Annotated in this window: 25 protein-coding genes; 8 read left to right on the forward strand and 17 right to left on the reverse strand. The window is 55.6% G+C overall.

Translation table 11 applies throughout. The annotated features are described in order from the left end of the window. Positions 1–80 precede the first annotated feature (80 nt). Entirely contained in the window at positions 81–881 is an 801-nt protein-coding gene (hisN, locus tag AC2D8P_RS02550; protein ID WP_484700165.1) for a histidinol-phosphatase, read from the reverse strand. Positions 882–957: 76 nt separating this feature from the next. Continuing rightward, positions 958–1,329 (reverse strand): helix-turn-helix domain-containing protein, encoded by a 372-nt coding sequence (locus AC2D8P_RS02555; RefSeq protein ID WP_484700167.1) that lies wholly within the window; start codon positions 1,327–1,329, stop codon positions 958–960. 316 nt (positions 1,330–1,645) lie between these two features. Between AC2D8P_RS02555 and AC2D8P_RS02560 the strand changes: the two genes are divergently transcribed. Further along, positions 1,646–2,602 carry an NADPH:quinone oxidoreductase family protein gene (locus tag AC2D8P_RS02560; RefSeq protein ID WP_484700169.1) on the forward strand — a complete coding sequence of 319 codons (957 nt, stop codon included), beginning with the start codon at positions 1,646–1,648 and terminating at the stop codon, positions 2,600–2,602. 2 nt (positions 2,603–2,604) lie between these two features. On the opposite strand, the gene AC2D8P_RS02565 is transcribed toward AC2D8P_RS02560, so the two are convergent. Then, positions 2,605–3,480 carry a LysR family transcriptional regulator gene (locus tag AC2D8P_RS02565; RefSeq protein WP_484700171.1) on the reverse strand — a complete coding sequence of 292 codons (876 nt, stop codon included), beginning with the start codon at positions 3,478–3,480 and terminating at the stop codon, positions 2,605–2,607. Between the two features lie 116 nt (positions 3,481–3,596). On the opposite strand from AC2D8P_RS02565, the gene AC2D8P_RS02570 reads away from it, so the two are divergent. Then, positions 3,597–3,818, forward strand: coding sequence for a DUF1127 domain-containing protein (locus AC2D8P_RS02570; protein WP_484700173.1), 222 nt, complete (start codon positions 3,597–3,599; stop codon positions 3,816–3,818). Between the two features lie 131 nt (positions 3,819–3,949). Further along, the gene (locus AC2D8P_RS02575) at positions 3,950–4,729 is read left to right on the forward strand and encodes a Bax inhibitor-1/YccA family protein (RefSeq protein WP_484700174.1); all 780 of its coding nucleotides are present in this window, start codon (positions 3,950–3,952) and stop codon (positions 4,727–4,729) included. Between the two features lie 73 nt (positions 4,730–4,802). Here the strand turns inward: AC2D8P_RS02575 and AC2D8P_RS02580 are convergent, their stop codons facing one another. From AC2D8P_RS02580 to AC2D8P_RS02610, 7 genes are all read right to left on the reverse strand, one after another. Beyond that, positions 4,803–5,441 carry a hypothetical protein gene (locus AC2D8P_RS02580; RefSeq protein ID WP_484700176.1) on the reverse strand — a complete coding sequence of 213 codons (639 nt, stop codon included), beginning with the start codon at positions 5,439–5,441 and terminating at the stop codon, positions 4,803–4,805. A gap of 159 nt (positions 5,442–5,600) precedes the next feature. Continuing rightward, positions 5,601–6,584 (reverse strand): ABC transporter substrate-binding protein, encoded by a 984-nt coding sequence (locus tag AC2D8P_RS02585; RefSeq protein ID WP_484700178.1) that lies wholly within the window; start codon positions 6,582–6,584, stop codon positions 5,601–5,603. Between the two features lie 28 nt (positions 6,585–6,612). Continuing rightward, entirely contained in the window at positions 6,613–7,458 is an 846-nt protein-coding gene (locus tag AC2D8P_RS02590) for an ABC transporter permease (protein WP_484700180.1), read from the reverse strand. Beyond that, a complete protein-coding gene (locus AC2D8P_RS02595; RefSeq protein ID WP_484700181.1) occupies positions 7,455–8,321 on the reverse strand; it encodes an ABC transporter permease in 867 nt (288 codons plus the stop codon). The genes AC2D8P_RS02590 and AC2D8P_RS02595 overlap by 4 nt, the downstream gene beginning before the upstream one ends. A 77-nt stretch (positions 8,322–8,398) precedes the next feature. Next, on the reverse strand, positions 8,399–9,184 hold the full coding sequence (locus AC2D8P_RS02600; protein WP_484700183.1) for an ABC transporter ATP-binding protein: 786 nt from the start codon (positions 9,182–9,184) through the stop codon (positions 8,399–8,401). A gap of 16 nt (positions 9,185–9,200) precedes the next feature. Beyond that, positions 9,201–10,664 (reverse strand): dihydropyrimidinase, encoded by a 1,464-nt coding sequence (gene hydA, locus AC2D8P_RS02605; RefSeq protein ID WP_484700184.1) that lies wholly within the window; start codon positions 10,662–10,664, stop codon positions 9,201–9,203. A 100-nt stretch (positions 10,665–10,764) separates the two neighbouring features. Continuing rightward, positions 10,765–12,015 (reverse strand): Zn-dependent hydrolase, encoded by a 1,251-nt coding sequence (locus AC2D8P_RS02610; protein ID WP_484700186.1) that lies wholly within the window; start codon positions 12,013–12,015, stop codon positions 10,765–10,767. Between the two features lie 171 nt (positions 12,016–12,186). On the opposite strand from AC2D8P_RS02610, the gene AC2D8P_RS02615 reads away from it, so the two are divergent. Beyond that, positions 12,187–12,801: a TetR family transcriptional regulator C-terminal domain-containing protein gene (locus tag AC2D8P_RS02615; RefSeq protein WP_484700188.1), complete on the forward strand. Its 615-nt coding sequence runs from the start codon at positions 12,187–12,189 to the stop codon at positions 12,799–12,801. A gap of 6 nt (positions 12,802–12,807) precedes the next feature. On the opposite strand, the gene AC2D8P_RS02620 is transcribed toward AC2D8P_RS02615, so the two are convergent. Continuing rightward, positions 12,808–13,650, reverse strand: coding sequence for a DMT family transporter (locus AC2D8P_RS02620; protein WP_484700189.1), 843 nt, complete (start codon positions 13,648–13,650; stop codon positions 12,808–12,810). A 100-nt stretch (positions 13,651–13,750) separates the two neighbouring features. Between AC2D8P_RS02620 and AC2D8P_RS02625 the strand changes: the two genes are divergently transcribed. Next, positions 13,751–14,422 carry a helix-turn-helix transcriptional regulator gene (locus AC2D8P_RS02625; RefSeq protein WP_484700191.1) on the forward strand — a complete coding sequence of 224 codons (672 nt, stop codon included), beginning with the start codon at positions 13,751–13,753 and terminating at the stop codon, positions 14,420–14,422. Positions 14,423–14,424: 2 nt separating this feature from the next. On the opposite strand, the gene AC2D8P_RS02630 is transcribed toward AC2D8P_RS02625, so the two are convergent. The 3 genes from AC2D8P_RS02630 to AC2D8P_RS02640 form a co-directional block, all read right to left on the reverse strand. Beyond that, on the reverse strand, positions 14,425–16,068 hold the full coding sequence (locus AC2D8P_RS02630; RefSeq protein ID WP_484700192.1) for a tetratricopeptide repeat protein: 1,644 nt from the start codon (positions 16,066–16,068) through the stop codon (positions 14,425–14,427). A gap of 197 nt (positions 16,069–16,265) precedes the next feature. Then, on the reverse strand, positions 16,266–17,570 hold the full coding sequence (gene preA, locus AC2D8P_RS02635) for an NAD-dependent dihydropyrimidine dehydrogenase subunit PreA (RefSeq protein WP_484700194.1): 1,305 nt from the start codon (positions 17,568–17,570) through the stop codon (positions 16,266–16,268). 11 nt (positions 17,571–17,581) lie between these two features. After that, positions 17,582–18,916, reverse strand: coding sequence for an NAD(P)-dependent oxidoreductase (locus AC2D8P_RS02640; protein ID WP_484700195.1), 1,335 nt, complete (start codon positions 18,914–18,916; stop codon positions 17,582–17,584). Between the two features lie 210 nt (positions 18,917–19,126). On the opposite strand from AC2D8P_RS02640, the gene accB reads away from it, so the two are divergent. From accB to aat, 3 genes are read left to right on the forward strand one after another with little or no spacing between them, the layout of a single operon-like run. Next, positions 19,127–19,615: an acetyl-CoA carboxylase biotin carboxyl carrier protein gene (gene accB / locus AC2D8P_RS02645; RefSeq protein ID WP_484700196.1), complete on the forward strand. Its 489-nt coding sequence runs from the start codon at positions 19,127–19,129 to the stop codon at positions 19,613–19,615. A gap of 13 nt (positions 19,616–19,628) precedes the next feature. Beyond that, the gene (gene accC, locus AC2D8P_RS02650) at positions 19,629–20,978 is read left to right on the forward strand and encodes an acetyl-CoA carboxylase biotin carboxylase subunit (RefSeq protein WP_484700197.1); all 1,350 of its coding nucleotides are present in this window, start codon (positions 19,629–19,631) and stop codon (positions 20,976–20,978) included. A gap of 51 nt (positions 20,979–21,029) precedes the next feature. Continuing rightward, complete coding sequence (gene aat, locus AC2D8P_RS02655) at positions 21,030–21,680, forward strand: leucyl/phenylalanyl-tRNA--protein transferase (RefSeq protein WP_484700199.1); 651 nt, start codon at positions 21,030–21,032, stop codon at positions 21,678–21,680. Here aat and AC2D8P_RS02660 read toward each other — a convergent pair. From AC2D8P_RS02660 to AC2D8P_RS02670, 3 genes are read right to left on the reverse strand one after another with little or no spacing between them, the layout of a single operon-like run. Then, the gene (locus tag AC2D8P_RS02660; RefSeq protein ID WP_484700200.1) at positions 21,644–22,000 is read right to left on the reverse strand and encodes a DUF2155 domain-containing protein; all 357 of its coding nucleotides are present in this window, start codon (positions 21,998–22,000) and stop codon (positions 21,644–21,646) included. The genes aat and AC2D8P_RS02660 overlap by 37 nt on opposite strands. Then, on the reverse strand, positions 22,000–22,452 hold the full coding sequence (gene mlaD / locus AC2D8P_RS02665) for an outer membrane lipid asymmetry maintenance protein MlaD (protein ID WP_484700202.1): 453 nt from the start codon (positions 22,450–22,452) through the stop codon (positions 22,000–22,002). Before mlaD ends, AC2D8P_RS02660 begins: the two co-directional genes overlap by 1 nt. Positions 22,453–22,456: 4 nt before the next feature. Then, complete coding sequence (locus AC2D8P_RS02670) at positions 22,457–22,834, reverse strand: NADH:ubiquinone oxidoreductase subunit NDUFA12 (protein WP_484700203.1); 378 nt, start codon at positions 22,832–22,834, stop codon at positions 22,457–22,459. Positions 22,835–22,885: the final 51 nt, after the last annotated feature.

Genomic DNA, 22,885 nt, shown 5'->3' on the forward strand with positions numbered 1-22,885 from the left:
GGGTCCGCCGACAGAAGGGGTAAAGGACTCGGCGGGTCGGCAGCACTATGCCCCAATACCCCGCACTGGGTCAATTCTTGTCAGCCATCGAGCAGCAGCAGCACCTCATCCAGCAGAGCGCGAGAGGAGGCCGCAACCACCTGTCCCCCCTGATGGGCCCGACCCCCCTGCCAGTTGGTCACCACACCGCCAGCGGCCTCGATCACCGCAATCGGGGCCTGAATGTCGTAAGAATTCAGCCCACATTCGATCACCAAATCGATCTGCCCCGCAGCGAGCAGCGCATAGGCGTAACAATCCATACCATAACGCACCAGTTTCACCCGGTCGGCCACCTGCTCAAACGCGTGCCGCTCTTCCTTGGTGCCGATTTCGGGAAATGTGGTAAACAGGATCGCCTCGTCCAATCCGCGCGCAGCCCGGGCCTTAAGCGGCCTTTCGCCAAGGGGCCCTGTGTAATGCGCCTGTCCAAGGCCGCCACAAAACCGTTCCCCAATATAAGGTTGATCAACCACACCATAGATCGGCCCGTTTTCATCACTGACCGCGATCAAAACGCCCCAAGTCGGTGTACCAGACAGAAATCCCCGCGTGCCATCCACCGGATCCAAAACCCAGGTCAGCCCGCTGCTGCCCGGTTGCGCGCCAAATTCTTCACCCAGAATGCCGTCTTGCGGACGCAGTCGTGCCAACGCCGCGCGCATGCCTTCTTCGGCCTCGCGGTCCGCGATCGTGACCGGATCAAATCCCGATTTCAGCTTGTTGTCAGCGGTCAGCCCGTCTGCACGAAAATGCGTCAGCGTTGCCTGTCGTGCGGTATCGGCGAGCACCCTTGCTGTTTCAATGATGCTCTGCCGATCCTCAATCCCCAAAATAGTCATTCCCTGCCCTTGCATCGTATCTGTACCCTACGTAATGCGCAGGGCGCAGCCGTTGGTCAAGGACAGGTCACGTCTTTCAGGCGGCGTCGCTCAGAACGCGGGCCAGATCAAACAGCCGTTTGCGCTGCTTTTCAGGCATGGCGTAATACGACCGGATCAATTCCAGTGCCTCTTTGTCGGCAACCAGATCACCTTGCATCGGCGTATCCTTCGCGGATTTGGTCTTTCCGTCGTCCAAACCTTCGAAGAAATAAGAAATCGTCACATCCATCGCCATGGAAATATCCCACAAGCGCGACGCGCTGACCCGGTTCATACCGGTTTCATATTTCTGAATCTGTTGAAACTTGATTCCAACCTTTTCGGCCAGTTGCTGTTGGGTCATGCCCACCATCCAACGACGTTGCCTGATCCTCTTGCCAACATAAACATCTACAGGATGCTTCATTGTTTGTCTCCTATTGTTCTACTCGTAACGCTGCCCGTCCCATGAGTGGTGCCTGGATGTCCGAACAATCCGCGTTGGACCAGTCGTACACGCAAAAAGCGATCCCACCAACTTGGCCTTTTGGACACGTTCAAATTGAGACTTCCGTGACCAGAAACCGCATTTGTATCTTTATGTATGACAAATTATACACCATTTCGGTGTTTTTTTTAACTCCACTCTCCTTTTGATAAAGTTAACCGGATTTCAGTTTTCGAAAACATGCATCTTTACCCGCCCGCCTCTGCATCGTATCGATCAGGCAGGAGGTCAAACCATGCGTGCCTATCAAGTCATCAGCCCTAACACCGCCAAATTAAATAATATTACCGACCCGACGCCGGGCACAGGTGAAGTGCGGCTAAAAATCGCCGCCTGTGGGCTAAATTTCGCCGATCTTCTAATGATCAAAGGTACTTATCAGAAAACACCCACTATTCCCTTCACACTTGGGCTGGAACTGGCCGGTACCGTTGATGCCGTGGGCCCAGATGTCCCGACATCCATGATGGGCCAGCGCGTTGCCGTCTATTCAGGCCAAGGTGGCTTGGCGGAATATGGTTGTTTTTCAACAGACGCCTGCCTGCCAATTCCCGATAACATGAGCTTTGAACAGGCCGCTGGCTTTCAGGTGGCTTATGGCACCTCCCATCTGGCGCTGGATTACAAGGCAAGGTTGCGGCCCGATGAAACCCTTTTGGTGCTTGGGGCCGCGGGCGGCGTCGGGCTGACAGCGGTCGAGATTGGCAAAGCTATGGGCGCAACGGTCATTGCCTGCGCCCGGGGATTAGAGAGGCTTGAAATCGCCCGTCAGGCCGGGGCAGATCACCTGATCGACACGGACACGCAAGATATCCGGGAAACGGTCAAATCACTTGGTGGGGCCGATGTGGTCTACGATCCTGTTGGCGGCGATCAATACACCGCCGCCTTCCGCGCCTGCAACCCGGATGCACGATATCTGCTGATCGGTTTTGCCAGCGGTCAACTGCCCGACATACGCCCCAACCATATGCTGGTTAAAAACATCACCCTGATTGGCTTGAACTGGGGCGGCTATCTGGATTTCAAGGCAGAGCTTCTTCGCTCCAGCTTGTCTGATCTGATGCGTTGGTTCGATGAGGGCAGGCTAACCCCCAACATCAGCCATACCCTGACCCTTGATCAGGCTGCGGAGGCACTGACACTTTTACGCCACCGCAAGGCCACGGGCAAAATCGTCGTCGCGCCGTAACATCACGCTCGCAACGCCACCGGCGCCTTTGGCCCATAGGATTGCCGCACCAGATCTGCCAGTTCTTTGATGACATCACCACCGCGATTAAGGTCCGCAAGATATAGGTTGATCTTTTTGGTGCCCAAATCCGGCAGGGACCCGCCATGCTGAATGGGCGTCAAATGCCCAGGTTGGGTGCCCTCCAATTGCGCATTTACCGCCAAATCGGCACTAACACTAACCTCGATCGCACGGCTGGAGGAGCTCTCGACCGCCATCTCCCACGCGATTCCGGCTTTGTCCAACGCTTCCTGAACCGTGCGCCGAAAAGCGCAGCGTTGCTCATAGGCCAGACGTAAGGGGCGTGTTTTCCAGGCACAACCATTCACGGCCCCGAACCAGATCAATGGCAGCTCCCTCAGGGTTTCCCCATCCAAATCGCAACCATCCTCTGTCGTCAGGATCAGATCGCATTTCCCCTGGGAAAAAAGCTCCTTCAGTTTGGTCGTGTAGGATGACATCAACTGCACACGCATCCGCGGATACATGGCGTTAAATCGCTGCAGCACAGTCGGGATGGCCGGATAGACGATGTCATGCGGGACCCCCAGAACGATCTCGCCTTCATAGTCGGTATCCGTCAGCTTGCTATAGACATCGTCGTTCAGTTCCAAAATGCGTCGGGCATAGCTTAACAACAACTCCCCCTCACTGGTCAGGGCAATCTGGCGGGCGCTGCGATCCAATAGTTGCACACTCAACATCTCCTCCAGACGCTTCAACTGCATGGAAACGGCTGATTGGGTCAAATGTAGAAAACCTGCGGCTTTGGTCACACCACCGGCATCAGCCACCGCCACGAACGATCTAAGCGCCGTCATATCTATATTTCTCATTCATCAATTCCTGTGATGCATTAAAACAAAAACATTCATTTCCATTATGCAACATGACGTGCCACATATCAACATAATTGATGGCTTACCAGAAACACATCACGAAAGGAAAGGTTATGTCACAGATCATCAGCACCGAAAACTGCACATATGCACCGGCTCCGGCATCCGTTGGATTATTGGCCAGACTGTTTCATATCCTGGCTGTTCGCAAACAGCGCTTGCTACTAACAGACCTGCCCGATGCGGCGCTTCGCGATATGGGGTTGACCCGGGATCAGGTAGATCAAGAAGCCAATCGTTCCATCTGGGATGCCCCCAATTACTGGATAAAATAGCACCACACAGCAAATTCGCTCTTATTTAGTCGGATTTCCTTGAAAAAAGGGGCTTCTTTACCGATATTCCAATAGGAAGGTGGCCCGAATCCGGGCCGCCGGGAATATTATGAGTAGTGGAGACCATATAAATGGCTGAATTCCATCAAGCAGACGTCCGGGTTGGTGCCCGCTCTGCCGAGATTGACGAGGGCCTGCGCGCCCATATGAACAAAGTCTACGGCACCATGTCCGTGGGCACATTCATCACATTTCTGGCTGCTTGGGCCATCGCCGGTCTGGCTGTCACCACCGATCCATCTGCCGCAACTGTGGCCATCCGCGAAGGTCAGTATCTGACCGGCTTGGGTGAGGCGCTGTACATGTCGCCCTTGAAATGGGTGGTGATGTTTGCACCTCTGGCCTTCATCTTCCTGGGCTTTGGTGCCGCGGCCAATCGTATGTCCGCCGCTGGCGTTCAGCTGATGTTCTATGCATTCGCAGTTCTGATGGGGATCTCGATCAGCTCGATCTTCTTGGTCTTCACCGGCCAATCAATCGTGCAGGTCTTTCTGATCACCTCGATCGCTTTTGCTGGCCTGTCGCTCTATGGCTACACCACAAAGAAAGATATCTCTGCTTGGGGTGCCTTCCTGATCATGGGCGTGATCGGCCTGATCGTGGCATCTATCGTGAATATCTTCCTGGCCTCTGCCGCGATGACCTTTGCGATCTCAATCCTGGGCGTTCTGATTTTTGCTGGCCTCACCGCCTATGACACCCAAAAGATTAAAACCACATACCTGGCCCACGCCCATCACGGCGATCAGGAATGGCTGGCCAAAGCCGCCATCATGGGCGCGTTGAGCCTGTATCTGGACTTCATCAACATGTTCATGTTCCTGCTGCAACTCTTCGGCAACCGCGAGTAAGAACACGGTATATCAATTACCAAAGGGCCGGTTGCATAGCGACCGGCCCTTTTCTATTCGCGCGCTCAACGCTTTACGGTTTGAACACAGTAAACTGCAGATCTTCGCATGGTTCATTCGGCCAGCTATCCGCGCACCCGCCATTCATCGAATTTAGTTGAGCATTCAGCAGCCCCTCGATCGGTTGCTGATGGCTGCGAATAACCGAATGCACTTCGGCCTTATAGGCATCGAGCAAGCCCGGCCCGGCCACCGCCTCAGAGGTATCGCCCACCGGCAGATGGCCACGGAACTGCGCAGTTCCATCCTTGTCGATCACGATGCCATCGGCGCGTAAGAGCGAAATGCCAGCAGCTTTCCAGGCATCCATATTCAGGGGTGGCACGCCGTCCGGGCTGTCGGCAATATTGCCGTCTGCATCCATGACCAGCACGTCATCCTCACCACATTCACCATCTGAACAGTTGGCAGGCTCATTGAACACAACCCACCACATTGTCACCGCATCGCCGGGGGTCAGCTCCTTGGTATCAACCACCATATAAACGCCAGTATCCATACGGGTCAGCATCCCCGTCGCCCCGTCAATGACCGAGGCATCGGTAAACCTGTGAACTGTGGTTTCCTGTGTCATGCCGCCTGACAAGGCTGGCGCTGCGAGTCCTAATACGAGGAGCACTGATAACATAACCGTTGCGTGAATCTTCTTCATGTCAGCCCCCTATTGAAGATCAGAGAATACCCTTCTCCGCGGGACCGCCCGACAGATGGACCATAGCACAAATCGGGCCAAATATCGACCGGACGACTAGAACTAAAACAAAAGCCCGCCAAAAGGCGGGCCAGTGTAGATAACTGTACTGGGTTGTGATCAGTTCAGTGCAGCATCCGTAATTTCATGGGTCCAGGCCCCCTCCGGCGCGGCAGAAATCACCGGATCAGAGCCGCCACCCAAAAGCGTATCGACTGTCCGCTGGTAATCCGCCTCATCCAACGAACCATTGGATCCGGCCGTCAGTTTAGCAATCTCGCCCATCATGCGACGTTGATGCTTTTCAGTTTGGGCACCGGTTTCATCGTATTCCAGTACGATATCAGCGGCGGCATCAGGGTTTTCCTCTGCCCATTTCCAACCGCGCATAGAGGCCCGCACAAACCGCACCAATTGATCTTTGAAATCCTCGTCACTCAGGCGTTCTTCGATCACATAAAGACCATCTTCCAGCGTCGCAACGCCCTGATCCTCATACTTGAACGTCACCAGATCATCGGCTGAGAGGCCCGCATCAATGATCTGCCAATATTCATTATAGGTCATGGTCGATACGCAATCGGCCTGTCCCTGCAGGATCGGATCAACGTTAAAGCCCTGTTTCAGAACGGTGACGCCCTCCTCGCCTCCCTCTGTGGAATAGCCCAGCGTGCTCATCCAGCTCAGAAACGGGTATTCATTGCCAAAAAACCACACGCCCAGCGTCCGACCCGGGAAATCTGCCGGGCTGGCCACGCCGGTATCTTTGCGGCAGGTCAGCATCATGCCCGACGACTTAAACGGTTGGGCGATATTGACCAATGACAGGCCTTTTTCCCGCGCCGCCAGCGCCGAAGGCATCCAGTCGATCACCACATCGGCCCCACCACCAGCCACAACCTGCGTGGGGGCGATATCCGGGCCACCGGGTTTGATGGTGACGTTCAAATCCTCATCGGAGTAAAACCCGTTTTCCAGCGCAACATAATAGCCCGCAAACTGTGCTTGCGTGACCCATTTCAGTTGCAGCGTCAGATCGTCGGCCGCATTGGCCGCCCCTGCGCCCATCATCAGCGCCGAAGCGCCCATCAACAGCTTTTTCATTTTCCGTCTCTCCCTTGTTGATTATCCATTAACTTCTTTGCGAAGGATGCCAGAAGGTCACCCCCTTTTCTATCATTGCGACAATACCGTAAAACGCCGACCCTGCCAGTGCCGCGACAGCAATTTCCGCCCAGACCATGTCCAGCCCCAGCCGCCCGACCTCTGTCGAGATGCGAAACCCCATGCCACGCGTGGGCGATCCGAAATATTCCGCCACAATCGCCCCGATCAGTGCCAGCGTCGTCGCAACCTTGAGCCCATTAAAGATAAAGGGCATAGCCGCCGGCAGGCGCAGCTTGATCAGCGTCTGCGGATAGCTGGCGGCATAGGTCTGCATCAGGTCCAGCTGCATGCGGCTGGCCTCTTTCAGCCCTTGGACCGTGTTGACCAGGATTGGGAAGAAGACCATCACCACCACAACCGCGGCCTTTGAATGCCAGTCAAACCCGAACCAGTTGACCAGTATGGGTGCGATCCCGACGATTGGCAAAGCGGCCACAAAATTCCCGATGGGCAACAGGCCGCGTTGCAGGAACATGCTGCGATCCACCAACAGCGCCGTGCCAAACGCGGCCAATGCCCCAATGATGAACCCCGACAACGCCCCCTTCAGCACGGTCTGGCTGAAATCCAACCACAATGTTTCGGTGGAACCGGCAAAAGTCGCCGCAATTGCAGACGGGGCAGGCAATATGATGGGCGAGATGTTCAGCCCCAAAGCCAACCCCTGCCACAAAGCCAGCACCGCCAACCCAAAGATCACAGGAATGGAAATTCTAACGGCTCTGCGGTCCCGATAGGCGGAATTTGCCAGCCACCAGTTCAATACCCAGGCGGCGATCCAGATGATCAGGGCCAGTGCAACAGTAATCATTGCGCCATCCCCATCCGTTTCAGCGTCACGCGCTGCATGAACCCGATCAGGCTGACCAGGGCACCGGCCAGAATGGCAGCGGCAAACAGGGCCGCCCAGATCTGTATGGGCCGTCCGAACTGATCACCGATCAAAATGCGCGCGCCCAGCCCCTGAATGGCCCCAGTCGGCAACTCACCCACAATGGTGCCCACCAGCGCCGCGGCAATGCCGATTTTAAGTGAGGTAAACAGATAGGGCACCGAACTGGGCAGGCGTAGCTTCCAAAACGTGTCCGACCCCGACGCGCCATAGGTTTTCAGCAGGTCCAGTTGCATACCATCCGGCGACCGCAACCCCTTGGACATGCCAACCAACACCGGGAAGAAACATAAGTAAGCCGAAATAATCGCCTTGGGCACTGTCCGCCCATCAATGCCCACAGAGTTTGACAAAACGATAATCATCGGTGCGATAGCCACGATTGGTACCGTCTGGCTGATGATCGCCCAGGGCATCAGGCTCATCTCCAGCACACGGGAATAGACAATCCCAACCGCCATCAGCACACCCACCGTGATCCCCAAGGCAAAGCCCCAGAACGTCGCCGATAGCGTCACCCAGCCGTGATAGATCAGGCTGCGTTTCGATGTCACCTTCTTTTCCACTGTGGTCTCCCACAGCTCCGCGAACACCTGATGCGGTGGTGGCAGACGTGGGCGTTCTTGTGCTTGGGTATCTGCGATCACCTCTGACATGGTCAATTCTACCCCAGCCCGATCTGCCTGTGCATAGGTCCATTTGGCATTCATCAAAACCGATCCGGCGTACCAGATCGCCACAAGTGCGGCCAAAACGGTCAGAATGGGCAGCAGATTACGCATGTTTCATCCCATTTTTTGGACACCGACGTAATACCGACGTTATGCAGTCGCGTTGCAGCATAGCGTTTTTGCGCATCTCACACCTCATCGCCATGCCCCGCCCGCAGCCCTTCGCGCACCCGGTGGGCAATCTCGATGAACTCAGCACTGTCGCGAATATCCAATGGCCGCTCCTTTGGCAGCGGGCTTTCAATCACATCCGTAATCCGCCCCGGCCGCGGGCTCATCACCACGATTTTCGTAGATAAATAAACCGCCTCGGGGATGGAATGCGTCACGAACCCAATCGTCTTTTCCGTCCGTGCCCACAAGGCCAAAAGCTGTTCATTTAGATGGTCGCGCACAATCTCGTCCAAGGCGCCAAAGGGTTCATCCATCAACAGGATATCGGCATCAAAGGCCAAGGCCCGCGCAATCGATGCCCGCTGCTGCATGCCGCCAGATAGCTGCCATGGGAATTTCTTACCAAATCCTTTTAATTCAACAAGCTCCAGAACATTTTCAACACACTTTTCCTGTTCAGATTTGTCAAACCCCATGATCTCCAGCGGCAGTTTGATGTTGCCTGCAATCGTCCGCCAGGGATACAATCCCGCCGCCTGAAACACATAGCCATAAGCCCGATTTCGCCGCGCCTCATCCGGGGTCATCCCGTTGACAGACAGGCTGCCCCCGGTGGGGTTTTCCAATGCCGCGATGGTGCGCAGAAATGTCGTCTTGCCACATCCCGACGGGCCGATAAAGCTGACAAAATCACCTCGGTTGATCTCCAGTGAAACATCCTTCAACGCATGGATAGGCCCATCGTTGGTCTGGAAGGTCAGATCAAGGTTTTTCGCCTCTATTACAGTGTCTTGCCCCAAGGAATTCATCCTCTACTTAAATCCCCGCCGGAATATTCATTGGATCGCGGTTGATCTGTTTTGGTGCTGTTAACTCTTTCCATTTACTCAAGGCAGCATGAGCAGACGGGAAAGCAGGACGCGGCACAAACCGACCCCGGCCCGGTTGCGGTTGGGAGTTTTGACCCCAGGCCCAGATGACCTCGCCGCGCGAGATTGTATAACGGCTCTGCGCCTTCACTTCGAACCCTTCAAACACGTTGTAATCAAGGATCGAATGATGGTTTGACTGGCTGATGGTTTTTGAAATTTTCGGATCCCAAACCACGATATCGGCATCTGCACCTTCAACAATCGCACCTTTTTTTGGATATATATTCAATATCTTGGCAATATTTGTTGAAGTAGACGCCACAAACTCATTAGGTGTCAGGCGCCCGGTTTCCACGCCCTCGGTCCACAGTACGGCCAGGCGCTCTTCCAACCCATTAGACCCATTCGGGATCAGACAGAAATTGTCTTTACCCATCAGTTTCTGCTCTGATGTAAACGCCGCATGATCCGTCGCCACCACCTGCAACGACCCGGATTGCAGGCCTGCCCACAGGGATTGCTGGTGTTCTTTGTTGCGGAATGGCGGGGACATCACCCGACGAGCTGAATGCATCCAGTCGCCCTTGAAATACTCCCCCTCATCCAGCGTCAGGAACTGGATCAATGGCTCCCCATAAACCCGCATCCCCTTTTGCCGCGCCCGCCGGATCGCCTCATGCGCTTGCTCGCAGGATACATGCACGATGTACAAAGGCACGCCCGCCGCATCTGCAATGGTGATCGCCCGGTTCGCAGCCTCGCCCTCAAATTCAGGCGGGCGGGAATAGCAATGCCCCTCTGGCCCTGTGATCCCCTTGGCCAGCATTTCCTGCTGCTTATCAGCCACCAGATCACCGTTTTCCGCATGGACCATCGGCAGCGCACCCAGTTCAGCGCAGCGTTTGAATGAGGCATACATTTCATCATCCTCGATCATCAACGCGCCCTTATAGGCCATGAAGTGTTTGAAGCTGTTGACGCCCATGTTAACAGCATCTTCCATCTCGTTGAAAACGCTCTCATTCCATCCCGTCACCGCCATATGGTACCCGATATCGGAACAAATTTGCGGCGCCGATTTGCGGTGCCATTCATTGATGGCGTTCTTGATCGATCCATCTTCGCCAGGCAGGCAGAAATCGATCAGCATCGTCGTCCCACCCGCCGCCGCGGCCCAAGTGCCGGTCTCAAATGTCTCTGCCGCCGTGGTGCCCATAAAGGGCATTTCCAGATGCGTATGCGGATCAATCCCGCCGGGGATCACATAGGCGCCCTCAGCGTCGATATATTCGTCGCCGGCCAGACCCTCACCAATCTGTTTGATAACCTCACCCTCAATCAGAACATCGGCCTTCCAAGTACGATCCGCGGTGCAAACGGTGCCGTTTTTGATGACTTTGGTGGTCATTTGAATTTCTCCCAGAACTCGGAGCCCTTAAGCTCCAATCTTCATTTTGCCAAAAATACTCCGGGGGTCCGGGGGCTGGCCCCCGGCCCGGTCAAGCGTTTCACTCCACAATCTCCGCCGTTTCCACGACCGCATGCATCAGCACATCTGCCCCCGCAGCAGCCCATTCCTTTGAAATCTCTTCGGCCTCGTTATGGCTCAGCCCATCCACGCAGGGGCACATGACCATGGCCGTCGGGGCCACGCGGTTGATCCAGCAAGCGTCATGCCCCGCACCAGAGATGATATTGCGGTGGCTATATCCCAGCCGTTCAGCGGCGCTCCTTACAGCCGTCACACAGCCATCATCAAAGGTCACAGGGTCAAACCCTCCGACCTTTTCAAATTCCACGCCCAACCCCATTTCATCGCAAATGGCCTGCGCACCCGTTTTCAGCCGCGCCTCCATGTCCTGAATGACAGCCAGATTGGGCGAGCGGAAATCAACCGTAAAGATAACTTTGCCTGGTATCACATTGCGCGAATTGGGAAAAACGTCGATATGCCCCGCCGCACCCACTGCATCAGGCGCGTGGGATTTAGCGATCTGATCCACCAGTTCCAACACATGCGCCATACCCAGACCCGCGTTTTTGCGCATCGGCATTGGGGTTGATCCGGTATGGGCGTCCTTGCCGGTAATGGTCACCTGCGTCCAGCTTAGCCCCTGCCCATGGGTAACAACGCCGATATCCTTGCCCTCGGCCTCCAGAATCGGGCCTTGTTCGATATGCAGCTCAAAGAACGCGTGCATCTTTCGCGCGCCGACCTCTTCATCACCGCGCCAACCAATCCGGGCCAGTTCATCGCCGAACTTCAAGCCTTCGGAATCTTCTCGACCGTAGGCCCAATCTTGAGTGTGAATACCTGCGAAGACACCTGATGCCAGCATGGCAGGGGCAAAACGGGTGCCTTCCTCATTTGTCCAGTTGGTTACCACGATGGGATGTTTGGTTTTGATGTCCAGATCGTTCAGCGTGCGGATGATCTCTAACCCGCCCAACACGCCCAGAACGCCGTCATACTTGCCGCCAGTGGGTTGAGTATCAAGGTGCGAGCCAACATAGACCGGCAGCGCATCAGGATCGGTGCCTTCGCGCCAGGCAAACATATTGCCCATCTGGTCCAGCCCCATGGTGCAGCCTGCCGCCTCGCACCATCGCTGAAACAGCGCGCGACCCTCGCCATCCTCATCGGTGACCGTTTGCCGATTATTGCCGCCTGCCACACCCGGTCCGATCTGCGCCATTTCCATCAGGCTGTCCCACAGCCGATCGCCATTGATTTTCAGATTCTCTCCGGGGGCGGGCATAGGTGTCTCCTCTGTCAGAATCGGGTATAGGCCCGGTGGGGTCCGTTTTCGGACTTCTCCACAATGTTTGACCATTTGGTCAGGAACACGCTATCAAAGACAGAAGGGCAGTCAAGGACTACGGTGCCGATATTGCCAAAACTGTTAAAAAAGCGCGAACGGGGACAGAAATTGACAGAAGCACGACGTCGCACCCGCATCCAGATGAAGAATGTCGACAGAATTCTGGAGGCCGCATTAGAGATATTCTCTCAACATGGATATCGCGGCTCAACCTTGGATCAGATCGCTGCAGCCGCCAATCTGTCCAAACCCAATGTACTTTACTATTTCCCGGGCAAAGAGGCGATCCACCATGAATTGCTGTCGGGATTGCTGGATCTGTGGCTTGACCCCCTGCGTGAATTACAAGCAGATGGCGATCCGCTAGAAGAAATCCTTGGCTATGCGCAACGTAAGCTGGAAATGAGCCGCAACATGCCACGCGAAAGCCGCCTGTTCGCCAATGAGATTATCCAAGGCGCCCCACGCATCATCAGCACGATCGAGGGGCCCCTGAAATCTCTGGTGGATGAAAAGGCCGCTGTTATACAAGGCTGGTCCGATACTGGGCGCATTGCGCAGATCAACCCGTGGCACCTGATATTTTCGATCTGGTCGCTCACCCAGCACTACGCGGACTTCGAGGTTCAGGTCAAAACGCTGCTTTCAGGAAAAGAGGATGATCCGTTTGTCGAGGCCCAAAGTTTTGTGACAACAGTTTTGACACGGACCTTGACCCCTTAGGCCAGCTCAATCACCCGCCTGTTCAAATTGCGACCATAACACCGCCGCAAAAATCACGCTGCCGCCTGCAATCGTGGCGGCAGGAGGGATTTCAGACAGAAGCAGAAACGCCCAAATTGGTGCGAGCGGCGTTTCAATGGTTCCGATCAGGGCGGCTTTGGCCGCGGGGATGCGCCTGACCCCTTCGAATAATGTGACTGAGGCGAAAGCAAAGAACAGCCCGAAGCACAGCAAAACAACAAGGTCACCGGGCGCTGAACTCGCAGGGTCTGTTAGCATCCAGCCAAAGGGCAACAAAAACACAGATGACAGTGCCGCCGAAAGCGAGGAGGGAGTTTTTGGCCAGACCCGAAAGACCGCCATAGAGGCCGACATCAGGACAACCATCACCCCCGCTAGGACATCCCCAATCAAACCGCCGCTGCCAAAAGACCCCACCATCACAATCAGCACGCCGCATGCGGATAAGCCGGCAGCGATCATGGTTCGCGCGCCCGGACGTTCGCGAATGGCGATCCATGCCAGAATTGCGGCCACAAACGGCGAAACCGCCCAGATCAGCACCACGTTGGCCACGCTGGTCAACTTGAACGCATTCAGAAAGGCCGCCGTGGCAACCGCTCCCAGGGCTGCGGCCAGAACCGCAGGCCAACCAAACGCTGAAAGCTCACCCCGCAATCGCCCGGAAAAGACCAGATAGGCGCAAGTAAACGCCGTCGCACTCAGCCCACGCCAGAAAATAACCCCCCAGGCATCTGTCTGCACCCCTTTGGTAAAAATCCCTGCCATGCTGAACACCAAGGTGGATAGCAGAACCAGCACGACACCAATTGCATATTGCGTTTTCAATTCATCAATCCTTTGAACGTCATTTCGGCTTTGCATATGCCCTCTCTGCTGACATGTATCTGTCAGCAGGCTTCTGCTATGCAGAGGAAAAGGAGATCCCATGTCCCGATCCGCCCGTATGTTCGAAATCATCCAACTGTTGCGCAGCGCCCCGCACCCGTTAACGGCTGCTGACATCGCCGAAACGTTGGAGGTCACAAAACGCACCATCTATCGTGATGTTGCCTCTTTGCAGGCGATGCGCGTCCCCATCGATGGCGCGGCGGGCATTGGGTATATCATGCGTCCGGGGTTCGACCTGCCCCCCATTAATTTTGATATCGACGAGGCCGAAGCCATCACTGTCGGGCTCAGCTTGTTGGGGCGAACAGGTGACAAGGGCTTAATCCGGGCAGCCAGACGGGCCGCCGCCAAACTGGCATCGGCCACGCCATTGCGTGACGGGCTCTATACGTCTAGCTGGGGCGGCGTCCCCGAAGAGGCAACACTTGATTTGTCAGAGATACGAAATGCAATCCGTCAGGCGAAAAAGGTTTTCATCCGCTACGGTGATGAGGATGGCATTCTGACTGAACGCACAATACGACCCATTGCCATGGTCTATTTCACCGAGTCCGTGATTGTTGCGGCATGGTGTGAACTGCGCGACGATTTCAGGCACTTCCGCCCGGACCGGATCAGCGACATGACAGTGCAGGAGACGGATTTCCTTGCTGAGGCCCACCGCCTGCGTCGGGAGTGGGCCCAAACCAATACTGACTGGCTACGGTAACTTCACGCCGCAACGGCTTTGTGCCGACAATAACAAGAGGCCCGGATCGGCACATCTGCCCGCGCAATAGCCTTGTCCAGTTGCAAACGGACATGCAGCGCCTCATCCCAGTTTTCCCGGCGAACCAAACATTCATGCAACCCATGCAGGCTCCAAACATTACCCGGGTGCTGGCAAGCCCGGCTGAGGGTGTGATCCAAGCCTAAATCGGCGCGGTAGACAGCTTCGGACTCTTCAAACCGCTCTTGATCCAACAATAAAGCGCCCAACGCGTGCCGTGTCGGCTGCATCCACCCCCAAGGTTCATCATAGGGCAAGTTATCATCCAGCTCGATCGACTTACTCAGATGTGCAAAGGCCGCGTCGTGGTTGCCTTTGTGATACTCCAATTCGCCCAGCATCATCTGCTCTGCCACCGTCAGAATATCGCGGCAGGAATTGTTAAACAGCATGCGAGTTTCGGGCACCGCTGCATACGCTGCCAAAAACACCTCTTTTTCCGCTTCGGCCTCATCAATCCGATGCAAATTCGAAAGTGCCACCGTACGCGCATAGCGCATCATGGCTGTGGTTACACAAAACAGTTCCTGATCTTCAGGCAAACTCTGATCCAAGATCTCCTGCCACATGCCAAACCGGATTAGCGCGTGCTGCTTCATCGGAACAAAGGATTCAAACCAGTCCGCCATTGGCCGCACGACCTGATCAGGCAGTGAGTTGATCAGCTCATCCGCGGTATCCAGCGCGGCTTTCGGTTGGCCCAAAAACATCGCACCATAGATTTTGAAGTGGTAGTTATGGCATCGGTAGACAGTATAAAAATTATCCGCCCCGGCATGTTCAACAAATTTTCGATCCGCTTTAATTGCTGTGTGATTACGCGACACCACGTTCATATAGTCGCCACACAAAACATCGATATGGGTCGACATATGCAGCAAATGCCCGGCGTCGGGCACCAAAGTGCTTAACCTGTCTCCCTGGCGCAAGGCGCGTTCCGGATGCGGGGACATCTCCATCAGATGGATATACATGTGCAGCAGGCCAGGATGCTCCCACGCGCCCTCAACCTCATCAAATGTCCGGTCAAGAACCCGAATGGCCTCTTCGGTGTCCGCCCCCTCCGCCGGTTTGCCGGTGGGCAGATCCCATAATGCCCATGGGGTGCGGTTCATCATCGCCTCGGCAAAGAAACTACAGACATCCAGATCAGCCGGATTTGCCTTGTACACTTCGCGCATCGCATCGGCGAAGGCGTCATTATGCGCGCTGAAATCTTCGATCTCCTCATCGCCGGAATAGCGTTTCTCTAACGCCTCTATCAAAGCTCGCTCTACCGGCGAAACACGTCCCGACAAAGAAGCGGCAAGCGCAACTTCAGACCTTGCAAGCGCCAATGCCTCTGGTCGTTCATCCTCTTCAAAGGCGTCCCAAGGTTTATTGTAGTTGGGACCAATGGCATAGGCGATGCCCCAATGCGCCATCGCGCAGTCCCGGTCGGCCAAAAGCGCCTTTTCAAAGCAGGCGATGGCCTCCTCATGATTATAGCCATAAGTCCAGATCAACCCCCGATCAAACCAGGTTTGCGCCACATGGGATGATGTGGTTATCGGACGTGAATAGGTGCCAAGATCAAAATACGTCATGCGATCCCCCCAAGAATAATCTGAATATCTTACCAGAAAACGCGGCAGGGCTCTACCGTCGGGGGTCCAACCCCCCTCTCCAACTCAGATTTCCATTCGCAAAAATACCTCGGGGTGAATTGGCCAATGGCCAAGAGGGGCAGCGCCCCTCTCCGCACGTAGTGCCAGAAACCTTGCGGCGCAGCCGCTCCGCAGGATTATTCTGCCGCACAAGACCCGGGATTGTTGGGATGCGTTGTCCAGTTGGCATAGTCTGCCTCGACCTTGCGCCCAGTGCGTGGATCAATCTCACCCGGTTGCATCTCTTTCATCGTGATGCAGCCCTCAACCGGGCAGACATTGATGCAAAGGTTGCACGCCACGCATTCTTCATCTTTTACGGTAAAGACCCGGTCCTCGGACATGGCAATCGCCTGGTGGCTTGTGTCCTCACATGCTGCATAGCATCGGCCGCATTTGATACAGGCGTCCTGATCAATCACAGCCTTGGTGATATAGTTCAGGTTCAAATACTGCCAGGCGCTCAGGTTCGGCACGGCCCGCCCCACCACCTCGTCGATCGAGCTGTAGCCTTGATCATCCATCCACGCTGACAGACCGGTTTTCATCTCTTCCACGATCTTGAACCCATAGGTCATGGCCGCCGTGCAGACCTGCACCGATCCCGCGCCCAAGGACAGAAACTCTGCGGCATCCCGCCAGGTCGTAATCCCACCAATACCCGAAATCGGCAGGTCGGCGGTCTCGGGGTCGCGGGCGATTTCTGCAACCATGTTCAGCGCAATGGGTTTCACCGCCGGTCCACAATACCCACCATGGCTGCCCTTGCCATCAATTGAAGGCTCCGGCGACATCGTGTCCAGATTAACCGCAGTAATGGAATTAATCGTATTGATCAGACTGACCGCATCAGCCCCACCTGCCTTCGCTGCGCGCGCTGGATGACGAATATCGGTAATATTTGGGGTCAATTTCACAATCACCGGCATGCGCGTGTTGGCCTTGCACCACCGGGCGACCATTTCGATATATTCCGGCACCTGCCCCACGGCCGATCCCATACCGCGTTCGCTCATCCCATGCGGGCAGCCGAAGTTCAGCTCAATCGCATCCGCGCCGGTATCCTCAACAAGTGGCAGGATCGCTTTCCAGGCAGCCTCTTCACAAGGCACCATGATCGAGGCGATCAATGCCCGATCCGGGTAATCGCGCTTCACCGCCTTCATCTCGCGCAGGTTCACTTCCAACGGCCGATCGGTGATCAGCTCGATATTGTTCAACCCCAGCAGGCGTCGGTCAGCGCCCCAGATCGCGCCGTAGCGCGGCCCATTGACATTAACCACCGGTGGCCCCTCTTCTCCCAGGGTTTTCCACACGACGCCGCCCCATCCGGCCTCAAAGGCACGGCGTACATTGTATTCCTTATCTGTCGGGGGGGCCGAGGCCAGCCAGAACGGGTTCGGGGATTTGATACCAACGAAATTTGTAGAAAGATCTGCCATTATGTCCTCCCTCAGCCGATCAGGCTGGAATGTATGTCTTCTGCAGCATCGCGCCCTTCGGCCACCGCAGTTACAGTCAGGTCATCACCACCGGTGGCACAGTCACCACCAGCCCAGACGCCGGCTATGTTGGTGCGACCAGCACCTGTAACCGCGATCTTGCCGCCGTCGATCTGCATGCCCTCTGGCGTTTCGCCCAATGTCTGGCCGATCGCTTTCAACACTTGATCTGCGGCGATACGGAAGGTTTCCCCAGTGCCGGTCAATCCATCGTCGCCGTCACGAGTATATTCAAATTCGACTTCCCTAGCTGCCCCGTTGCCAATGATACGCACAGGTCGGGCATTCGCGACAATTCGCACACCATTGGCAGAGGCCAGGTCTTGTTCAAACCCGGACGCGCCCATCTGATCCCGCCCCCGTCGATAAGCGACCGTGACATTTTCAGAGCCAAGCAGCTTCGATTGAACCGCTGCATCTATGGCCGTCATACCCCCGCCAATCACAACCACATTGCGCCCCACCGGTAACGCAGACAGATCTTCTGCCTGACGAAGGGTGGAGATGAAATCAACTGCATCGCCGACACCGTCTTTGTCCTCACCCTCGGCACGCAAGGCATTCACGCCTGACAGTCCAATGCCTAAGAACACGGCGTCATAATCTGCCTTCAACCCGTCCAATGTCAGGTTCTGTCCCAAAGACTGGCCATTGCGCACGGTAATCCCGCCAATACCCAGCAGCCAGTCGACCTCTTGCTGCGCAAATCCGTCAACGGACTTATAGGCGGCAATGCCAAATTCATTCAAACCACCTGATTTGACCTTTGCGTCATACAGATCAACAGAATGACCCAGCATCGCCAACCGGTGCGCACAGGACAGGCCCGCAGGCCCGGCCCCAACCACCGCAACACGTTTTCCAGTCTCCGCAGCACGTTCGAAGGGGTGCTCCTTTGCATCCTGCATCACGTCTGTGGCATAACGCTGCAATCTACCGATTTCCACAGGCATGCCTTCTGCCGCTTCACGAACACAGGCCTCTTCGCACAATGTCTCGGTGGGGCAGACCCGTGCGCACATGCCGCCCAAGATGTTCTGGGATAAAATGGTGCGCGCTGCCTGATCCGGCCTTCCGGTCTGGATCTGGCGAATAAACATCGGAATATCGATATCTGTTGGGCAGGCCGTGATGCACGGCGCATCATGGCAGAAATAGCAGCGATCTGAAGCAACCGCCGCCTCATGCGGATCCAAGGGTGGATGAAGGTCAGAGAAATTATCCTGATAGTCGCTGTCGCGCAAACGGCCGGGGACAATTCCCGGGGTAAGTTGGCTGTTTGGCATTGGCCGCCTCCCTGCTGGCTTATTTTCATCATAGCCTGCCACAGGTTTATTTTTTTATCAAATGGTAAATTTTTTAAATTTCACCCCTACGAAAGCTGTCTGAAAACATTCACGTTAAACATTCGCTTCCCACCGCCGGTTCACTGGCCTATAAACAACAAAACAAAGGCAAGCCCGCAAAAGATGGGCGCAAGACCGTTCGAGGATTACATGACAAAAAACAAACATGATGCTGATGTCGCGTTCGTAGAGGCACTGGCCGAATTGCTGCGCAAGAATGATCTGACCGAGCTTCAGGTCAAACGAGAATATGGCGAAAAAGACAGCCTGAATGTCCGCGTCAGCCGGGGGGGCAATGTAGTCACAAACGTCGTCGCAGCACCTGCTGCGGCCCCTGCACCCATCGCAGCGCCTGCTGCTGCACCCGCCGCAGCCCCAGCGTCAAATGATGATCCGGCCCAGCATCCTGGCGCCGTGACGTCGCCCATGGTTGGCACTGCCTATATGGCCGCTGAACCGGGGGCTCCGGCCTTTGTATCTGTCGGCAGCCAGGTGTCAGAGGGCGACACATTGATGATCGTCGAGGCCATGAAAACCATGAACCACATCCCGGCACCAAAGTCTGGCACGGTAAAGCGGATCCTGGTCACCGATGGCGACCCGGTCGAATTCGGCGCCCCGCTGATGATCGTCGAATAAGGCAGGCGCGCGTATGTTCGATAAAATTCTCATCGCCAACCGGGGTGAAATCGCCCTGCGTGTGATCCGTGCCGCCCGCGAGATGGGCATTCAGACGGTCGCCGTGCATTCGACAGCTGACTCTGACGCCATGCATGTTCGTATGGCCGATGAGGCGATCTGCATTGGCCCGCCGCCTAGTGGCGCCAGCTATCTGAATGTGGCCTCCATCATCGCAGCCTGCGAAATTTCCGGCGCTCAGGCCGTTCATCCGGGCTACGGTTTCTTGTCGGAAAACGCCAATTTCGTTCAGGCGCTGGAAGATCACGAAATCACATTCATCGGCCCGACCGCAGAACATATTCGTATCATGGGCGACAAGATCACCGCCAAGGATACGATGAAAAAACTGGGCGTGCCTTGTGTTCCGGGCTCTGATGGTGGCGTGCCAGATTACGAAACGGCACAAAAAGTCTCAGAAGAGATGGGATACCCGGTGATCATCAAGGCGACAGCTGGTGGTGGTGGGCGCGGCATGAAGCTGGCCACAACCGCAGCAGAGCTGGAAACCGCGTTTCGCACCGCCCGCGCCGAAGGCAAGGCCGCCTTTGGCAATGATGAAGTTTACATCGAAAAATACCTCGGAAAACCGCGCCACATCGAGGTGCAGGTCTTTGGCGATGGTAAGGGCAAGGCCGTCCATCTGGGGGAGCGGGATTGTTCCCTGCAACGTCGCCACCAGAAAGTGTTTGAAGAGGCCCCCGGCCCCGCCATAACGCCAGAAATGCGTGATGAAATTGGCAAACGCTGCGCCGAGGCCGTTGCAAACATCGACTATATCGGCGCAGGAACTATCGAATTTCTGTATGAAGATGGCGAGTTTTATTTCATCGAGATGAACACACGCCTTCAGGTCGAACACCCGGTGACCGAGGGAATTTTTGGCGTTGATCTGGTTCGCGAACAGATCCGTGTTGCCGCCGGAATGGACCTGTCATTTGAACAGGAAGATCTGGTGATCAACGGCGCCGCGATCGAGGTGCGCATCAACGCAGAGCGCCTGCCAAACTTTGCGCCCTGCCCGGGTAAAATCACCCAGTATCACGCACCAGGCGGTCTGGGCGTCAGGATGGATTCTGCGCTTTATGATGGCTATTCGATTCCACCCTATTACGACAGCTTGATCGGCAAGTTGATTGTCCATGGCAGAGATCGACCAGAGGCAATCGCGCGTTTGAAACGCGCCTTAGGTGAATTGATCATCGATGGGATCGATACCACCATCCCCTTGTTTCACGCCTTGCTGGAACAAGAAGATGTGCAAACCGGCAACTACGATATCCACTGGTTGGAAAAGTGGCTGGAAACAAATTTGGCCGAATGATCTTGTTCGGGGCCTTTATGGCCCTGACCTACCCCCAACGCGGTGCCGATCATGATGGATGATCCTCCGTCCCTTTCACCCGATTTACTTCTGCATGCCTATGCCTCAGGCGTATTTCCGATGGCAGAGGCCGCTGATGATCCTGATATTTTCTGGCTCGATCCAACCCACCGCGGCGTCATCCCTTTGGATGGGTTTCACATGTCTCGCAGCCTGGCACGAAGGATCAAGCAGGGCAATTTTGCAATCACCCTCAACCGGGATTTCGCCGCCGTCGTCGATGCCTGCGCCGATCGGACTGAAACATGGATCAACGACACGATCCGCAGCCTCTATGTCCAGCTACATCATCTTGGCCACGCCCATTCGCTTGAAGTTTGGCAAGAGAATACATTAATCGGCGGTGTCTATGGGGTTCATTTAGGTGCGGCTTTTTTCGGGGAAAGCATGTTTTCGCGCCGAACCGATGCCTCAAAAATCGCGCTGTCTTATTTGGTGGACCGGCTGCGCTACTGCGGATTTACCCTGTTCGACACCCAGTTTCTGACCCCACATCTGGCAAGCCTCGGGGCGATCGAAATTCCGCGCGATGACTATCATCTGCGTCTGAAGCAAGCCCTGCAACAACCTAAAAACATTGACTGTCTTTCAGGTTTTCCAACCGGTCACGAATTGGTGCAGCGCAGCACCCAAAGATCGTAGCGCGGATGATCCATCGCGTTTAATGCTGGCGAAGAGGCCAACATCCATCCATTGAAAAGCGCGGCGCCGTTATTGTCGGTGACTTCGACCCGGGCATAAGCGTCGCCCGACGGATTGCCCGTCGGATACCTGCATTCTTCCAATTGGATGCTCAAAGGGCCCAAATTTGCACCCTCGCCCACCGACAGGTCATAATCCACCAACTGCCCGTTCATCCGATCCAGGCCACGCAATATAGCCCCATCAGCAGCGGTGGCCAGTTCGGTATCCTGCGCCAGGGCTGGAAATGCGAGAAATGCCAGAAGAGAAAGCGACCGCATCATTCGCCTTCGGCGTTCCCGGAAACAAACTTGGACAGCAATGCCACCAATCCAACCGCACCTTGCGTATCGACAATCTCTCCGCCGGCCTCAAGATTTTCAAATGACCCGCCCGGTACGATTTCCATATACGTGCCGCCCAGCAATCCCTCGGTCGAGATCTGCACCAGACTGTCATCCGGGATCCCAATATCGTCGCGTATGTTCATGATGGTGTCAGCGCGGTAGGTGTCAGCGTTCAGATCCAGGCCGGTGACAGTCCCGATCTTAACCCCCGCCAGACGCACATCAGTGCCTATGGAAACCCCCTCGGCAGAACGAAAACTCGCGGTCAGCGGATAGCCATCCGATGCGGCTGAAAGACCGGTCGCCTGACCCACATAGACCAGAAAACCCAACGCCACGGCCAGAACCGCACCGCCAACCATAACCTCTGTGGTGTTTTCTGCCATCAGCTTACTCTGGCTGCCAGGCTTCGTAATCGCTACGCGGGGCCGGGTTCGGTTTACGGATCGATCCGGCAGGCGCATAAGCCAGTGCAGAGCCCGTCAGGTTTTCCTGATGGGGCTGCTCCCACTCTTTATGCGTCAACGGCGCAGTGGTTGGCGGCTCATTCCAGGTAAAATGCAGCCACCCATGCCAATCGGGCGAAACGCGGCTGGCCTCTGCCTCATTATCCGCATAGACGACCCAGCGCTTTTTGCCATCACGGGTTTGATAATACTGATTGCCCAGATTGTCCTGTCCAACCTCAATGCCCTTGCGCATTGTGAACAGTTTGGTCCCCAGCGTGGAGCCGTGATACCAGGTCAGCAATGACAGAATGAAGCGCATGAACCCCTCCGAAGCCTTTGAATCCGTGTATGCCCCATCATTGCACGAAGG

The organism is Roseovarius sp. YIN77 (genome assembly GCF_057219155.1).

Excerpts from the sequence above, each read along its gene's own strand:
- AC2D8P_RS02570 (WP_484700173.1), top strand. The coding sequence starts at position 3,597 with ATGTCACAGATCATCAGCACCGAAAACTGCACATATGCACCGGCTCCG.
- AC2D8P_RS02590 (WP_484700180.1), bottom strand. The coding sequence starts at position 7,458 with ATGATTACTGTTGCACTGGCCCTGATCATCTGGATCGCCGCCTGGGTA.
- AC2D8P_RS02640 (WP_484700195.1), bottom strand. The coding sequence starts at position 18,916 with ATGCCAAACAGCCAACTTACCCCGGGAATTGTCCCCGGCCGTTTGCGC.
- AC2D8P_RS02565 (WP_484700171.1), bottom strand. The coding sequence starts at position 3,480 with ATGAGAAATATAGATATGACGGCGCTTAGATCGTTCGTGGCGGTGGCT.
- AC2D8P_RS02610 (WP_484700186.1), bottom strand. The coding sequence starts at position 12,015 with ATGCCCGCCCCCGGAGAGAATCTGAAAATCAATGGCGATCGGCTGTGG.
- AC2D8P_RS02595 (WP_484700181.1), bottom strand. The coding sequence starts at position 8,321 with ATGCGTAATCTGCTGCCCATTCTGACCGTTTTGGCCGCACTTGTGGCG.
- preA (WP_484700194.1), bottom strand. The coding sequence starts at position 17,570 with ATGGCAGATCTTTCTACAAATTTCGTTGGTATCAAATCCCCGAACCCG.
- AC2D8P_RS02555 (WP_484700167.1), bottom strand. The coding sequence starts at position 1,329 with ATGAAGCATCCTGTAGATGTTTATGTTGGCAAGAGGATCAGGCAACGT.
- AC2D8P_RS02580 (WP_484700176.1), bottom strand. The coding sequence starts at position 5,441 with ATGAAGAAGATTCACGCAACGGTTATGTTATCAGTGCTCCTCGTATTA.
- mlaD (WP_484700202.1), bottom strand. The coding sequence starts at position 22,452 with ATGGCAGAAAACACCACAGAGGTTATGGTTGGCGGTGCGGTTCTGGCC.
- accC (WP_484700197.1), top strand. The coding sequence starts at position 19,629 with ATGTTCGATAAAATTCTCATCGCCAACCGGGGTGAAATCGCCCTGCGT.
- AC2D8P_RS02585 (WP_484700178.1), bottom strand. The coding sequence starts at position 6,584 with ATGAAAAAGCTGTTGATGGGCGCTTCGGCGCTGATGATGGGCGCAGGG.
- AC2D8P_RS02630 (WP_484700192.1), bottom strand. The coding sequence starts at position 16,068 with ATGACGTATTTTGATCTTGGCACCTATTCACGTCCGATAACCACATCA.
- AC2D8P_RS02560 (WP_484700169.1), top strand. The coding sequence starts at position 1,646 with ATGCGTGCCTATCAAGTCATCAGCCCTAACACCGCCAAATTAAATAAT.
- aat (WP_484700199.1), top strand. The coding sequence starts at position 21,030 with ATGATGGATGATCCTCCGTCCCTTTCACCCGATTTACTTCTGCATGCC.
- AC2D8P_RS02660 (WP_484700200.1), bottom strand. The coding sequence starts at position 22,000 with ATGCGGTCGCTTTCTCTTCTGGCATTTCTCGCATTTCCAGCCCTGGCG.
- AC2D8P_RS02625 (WP_484700191.1), top strand. The coding sequence starts at position 13,751 with ATGTCCCGATCCGCCCGTATGTTCGAAATCATCCAACTGTTGCGCAGC.
- hydA (WP_484700184.1), bottom strand. The coding sequence starts at position 10,664 with ATGACCACCAAAGTCATCAAAAACGGCACCGTTTGCACCGCGGATCGT.
- AC2D8P_RS02575 (WP_484700174.1), top strand. The coding sequence starts at position 3,950 with ATGGCTGAATTCCATCAAGCAGACGTCCGGGTTGGTGCCCGCTCTGCC.
- AC2D8P_RS02670 (WP_484700203.1), bottom strand. The coding sequence starts at position 22,834 with ATGCGCTTCATTCTGTCATTGCTGACCTGGTATCACGGCTCCACGCTG.
- accB (WP_484700196.1), top strand. The coding sequence starts at position 19,127 with ATGACAAAAAACAAACATGATGCTGATGTCGCGTTCGTAGAGGCACTG.
- hisN (WP_484700165.1), bottom strand. The coding sequence starts at position 881 with ATGACTATTTTGGGGATTGAGGATCGGCAGAGCATCATTGAAACAGCA.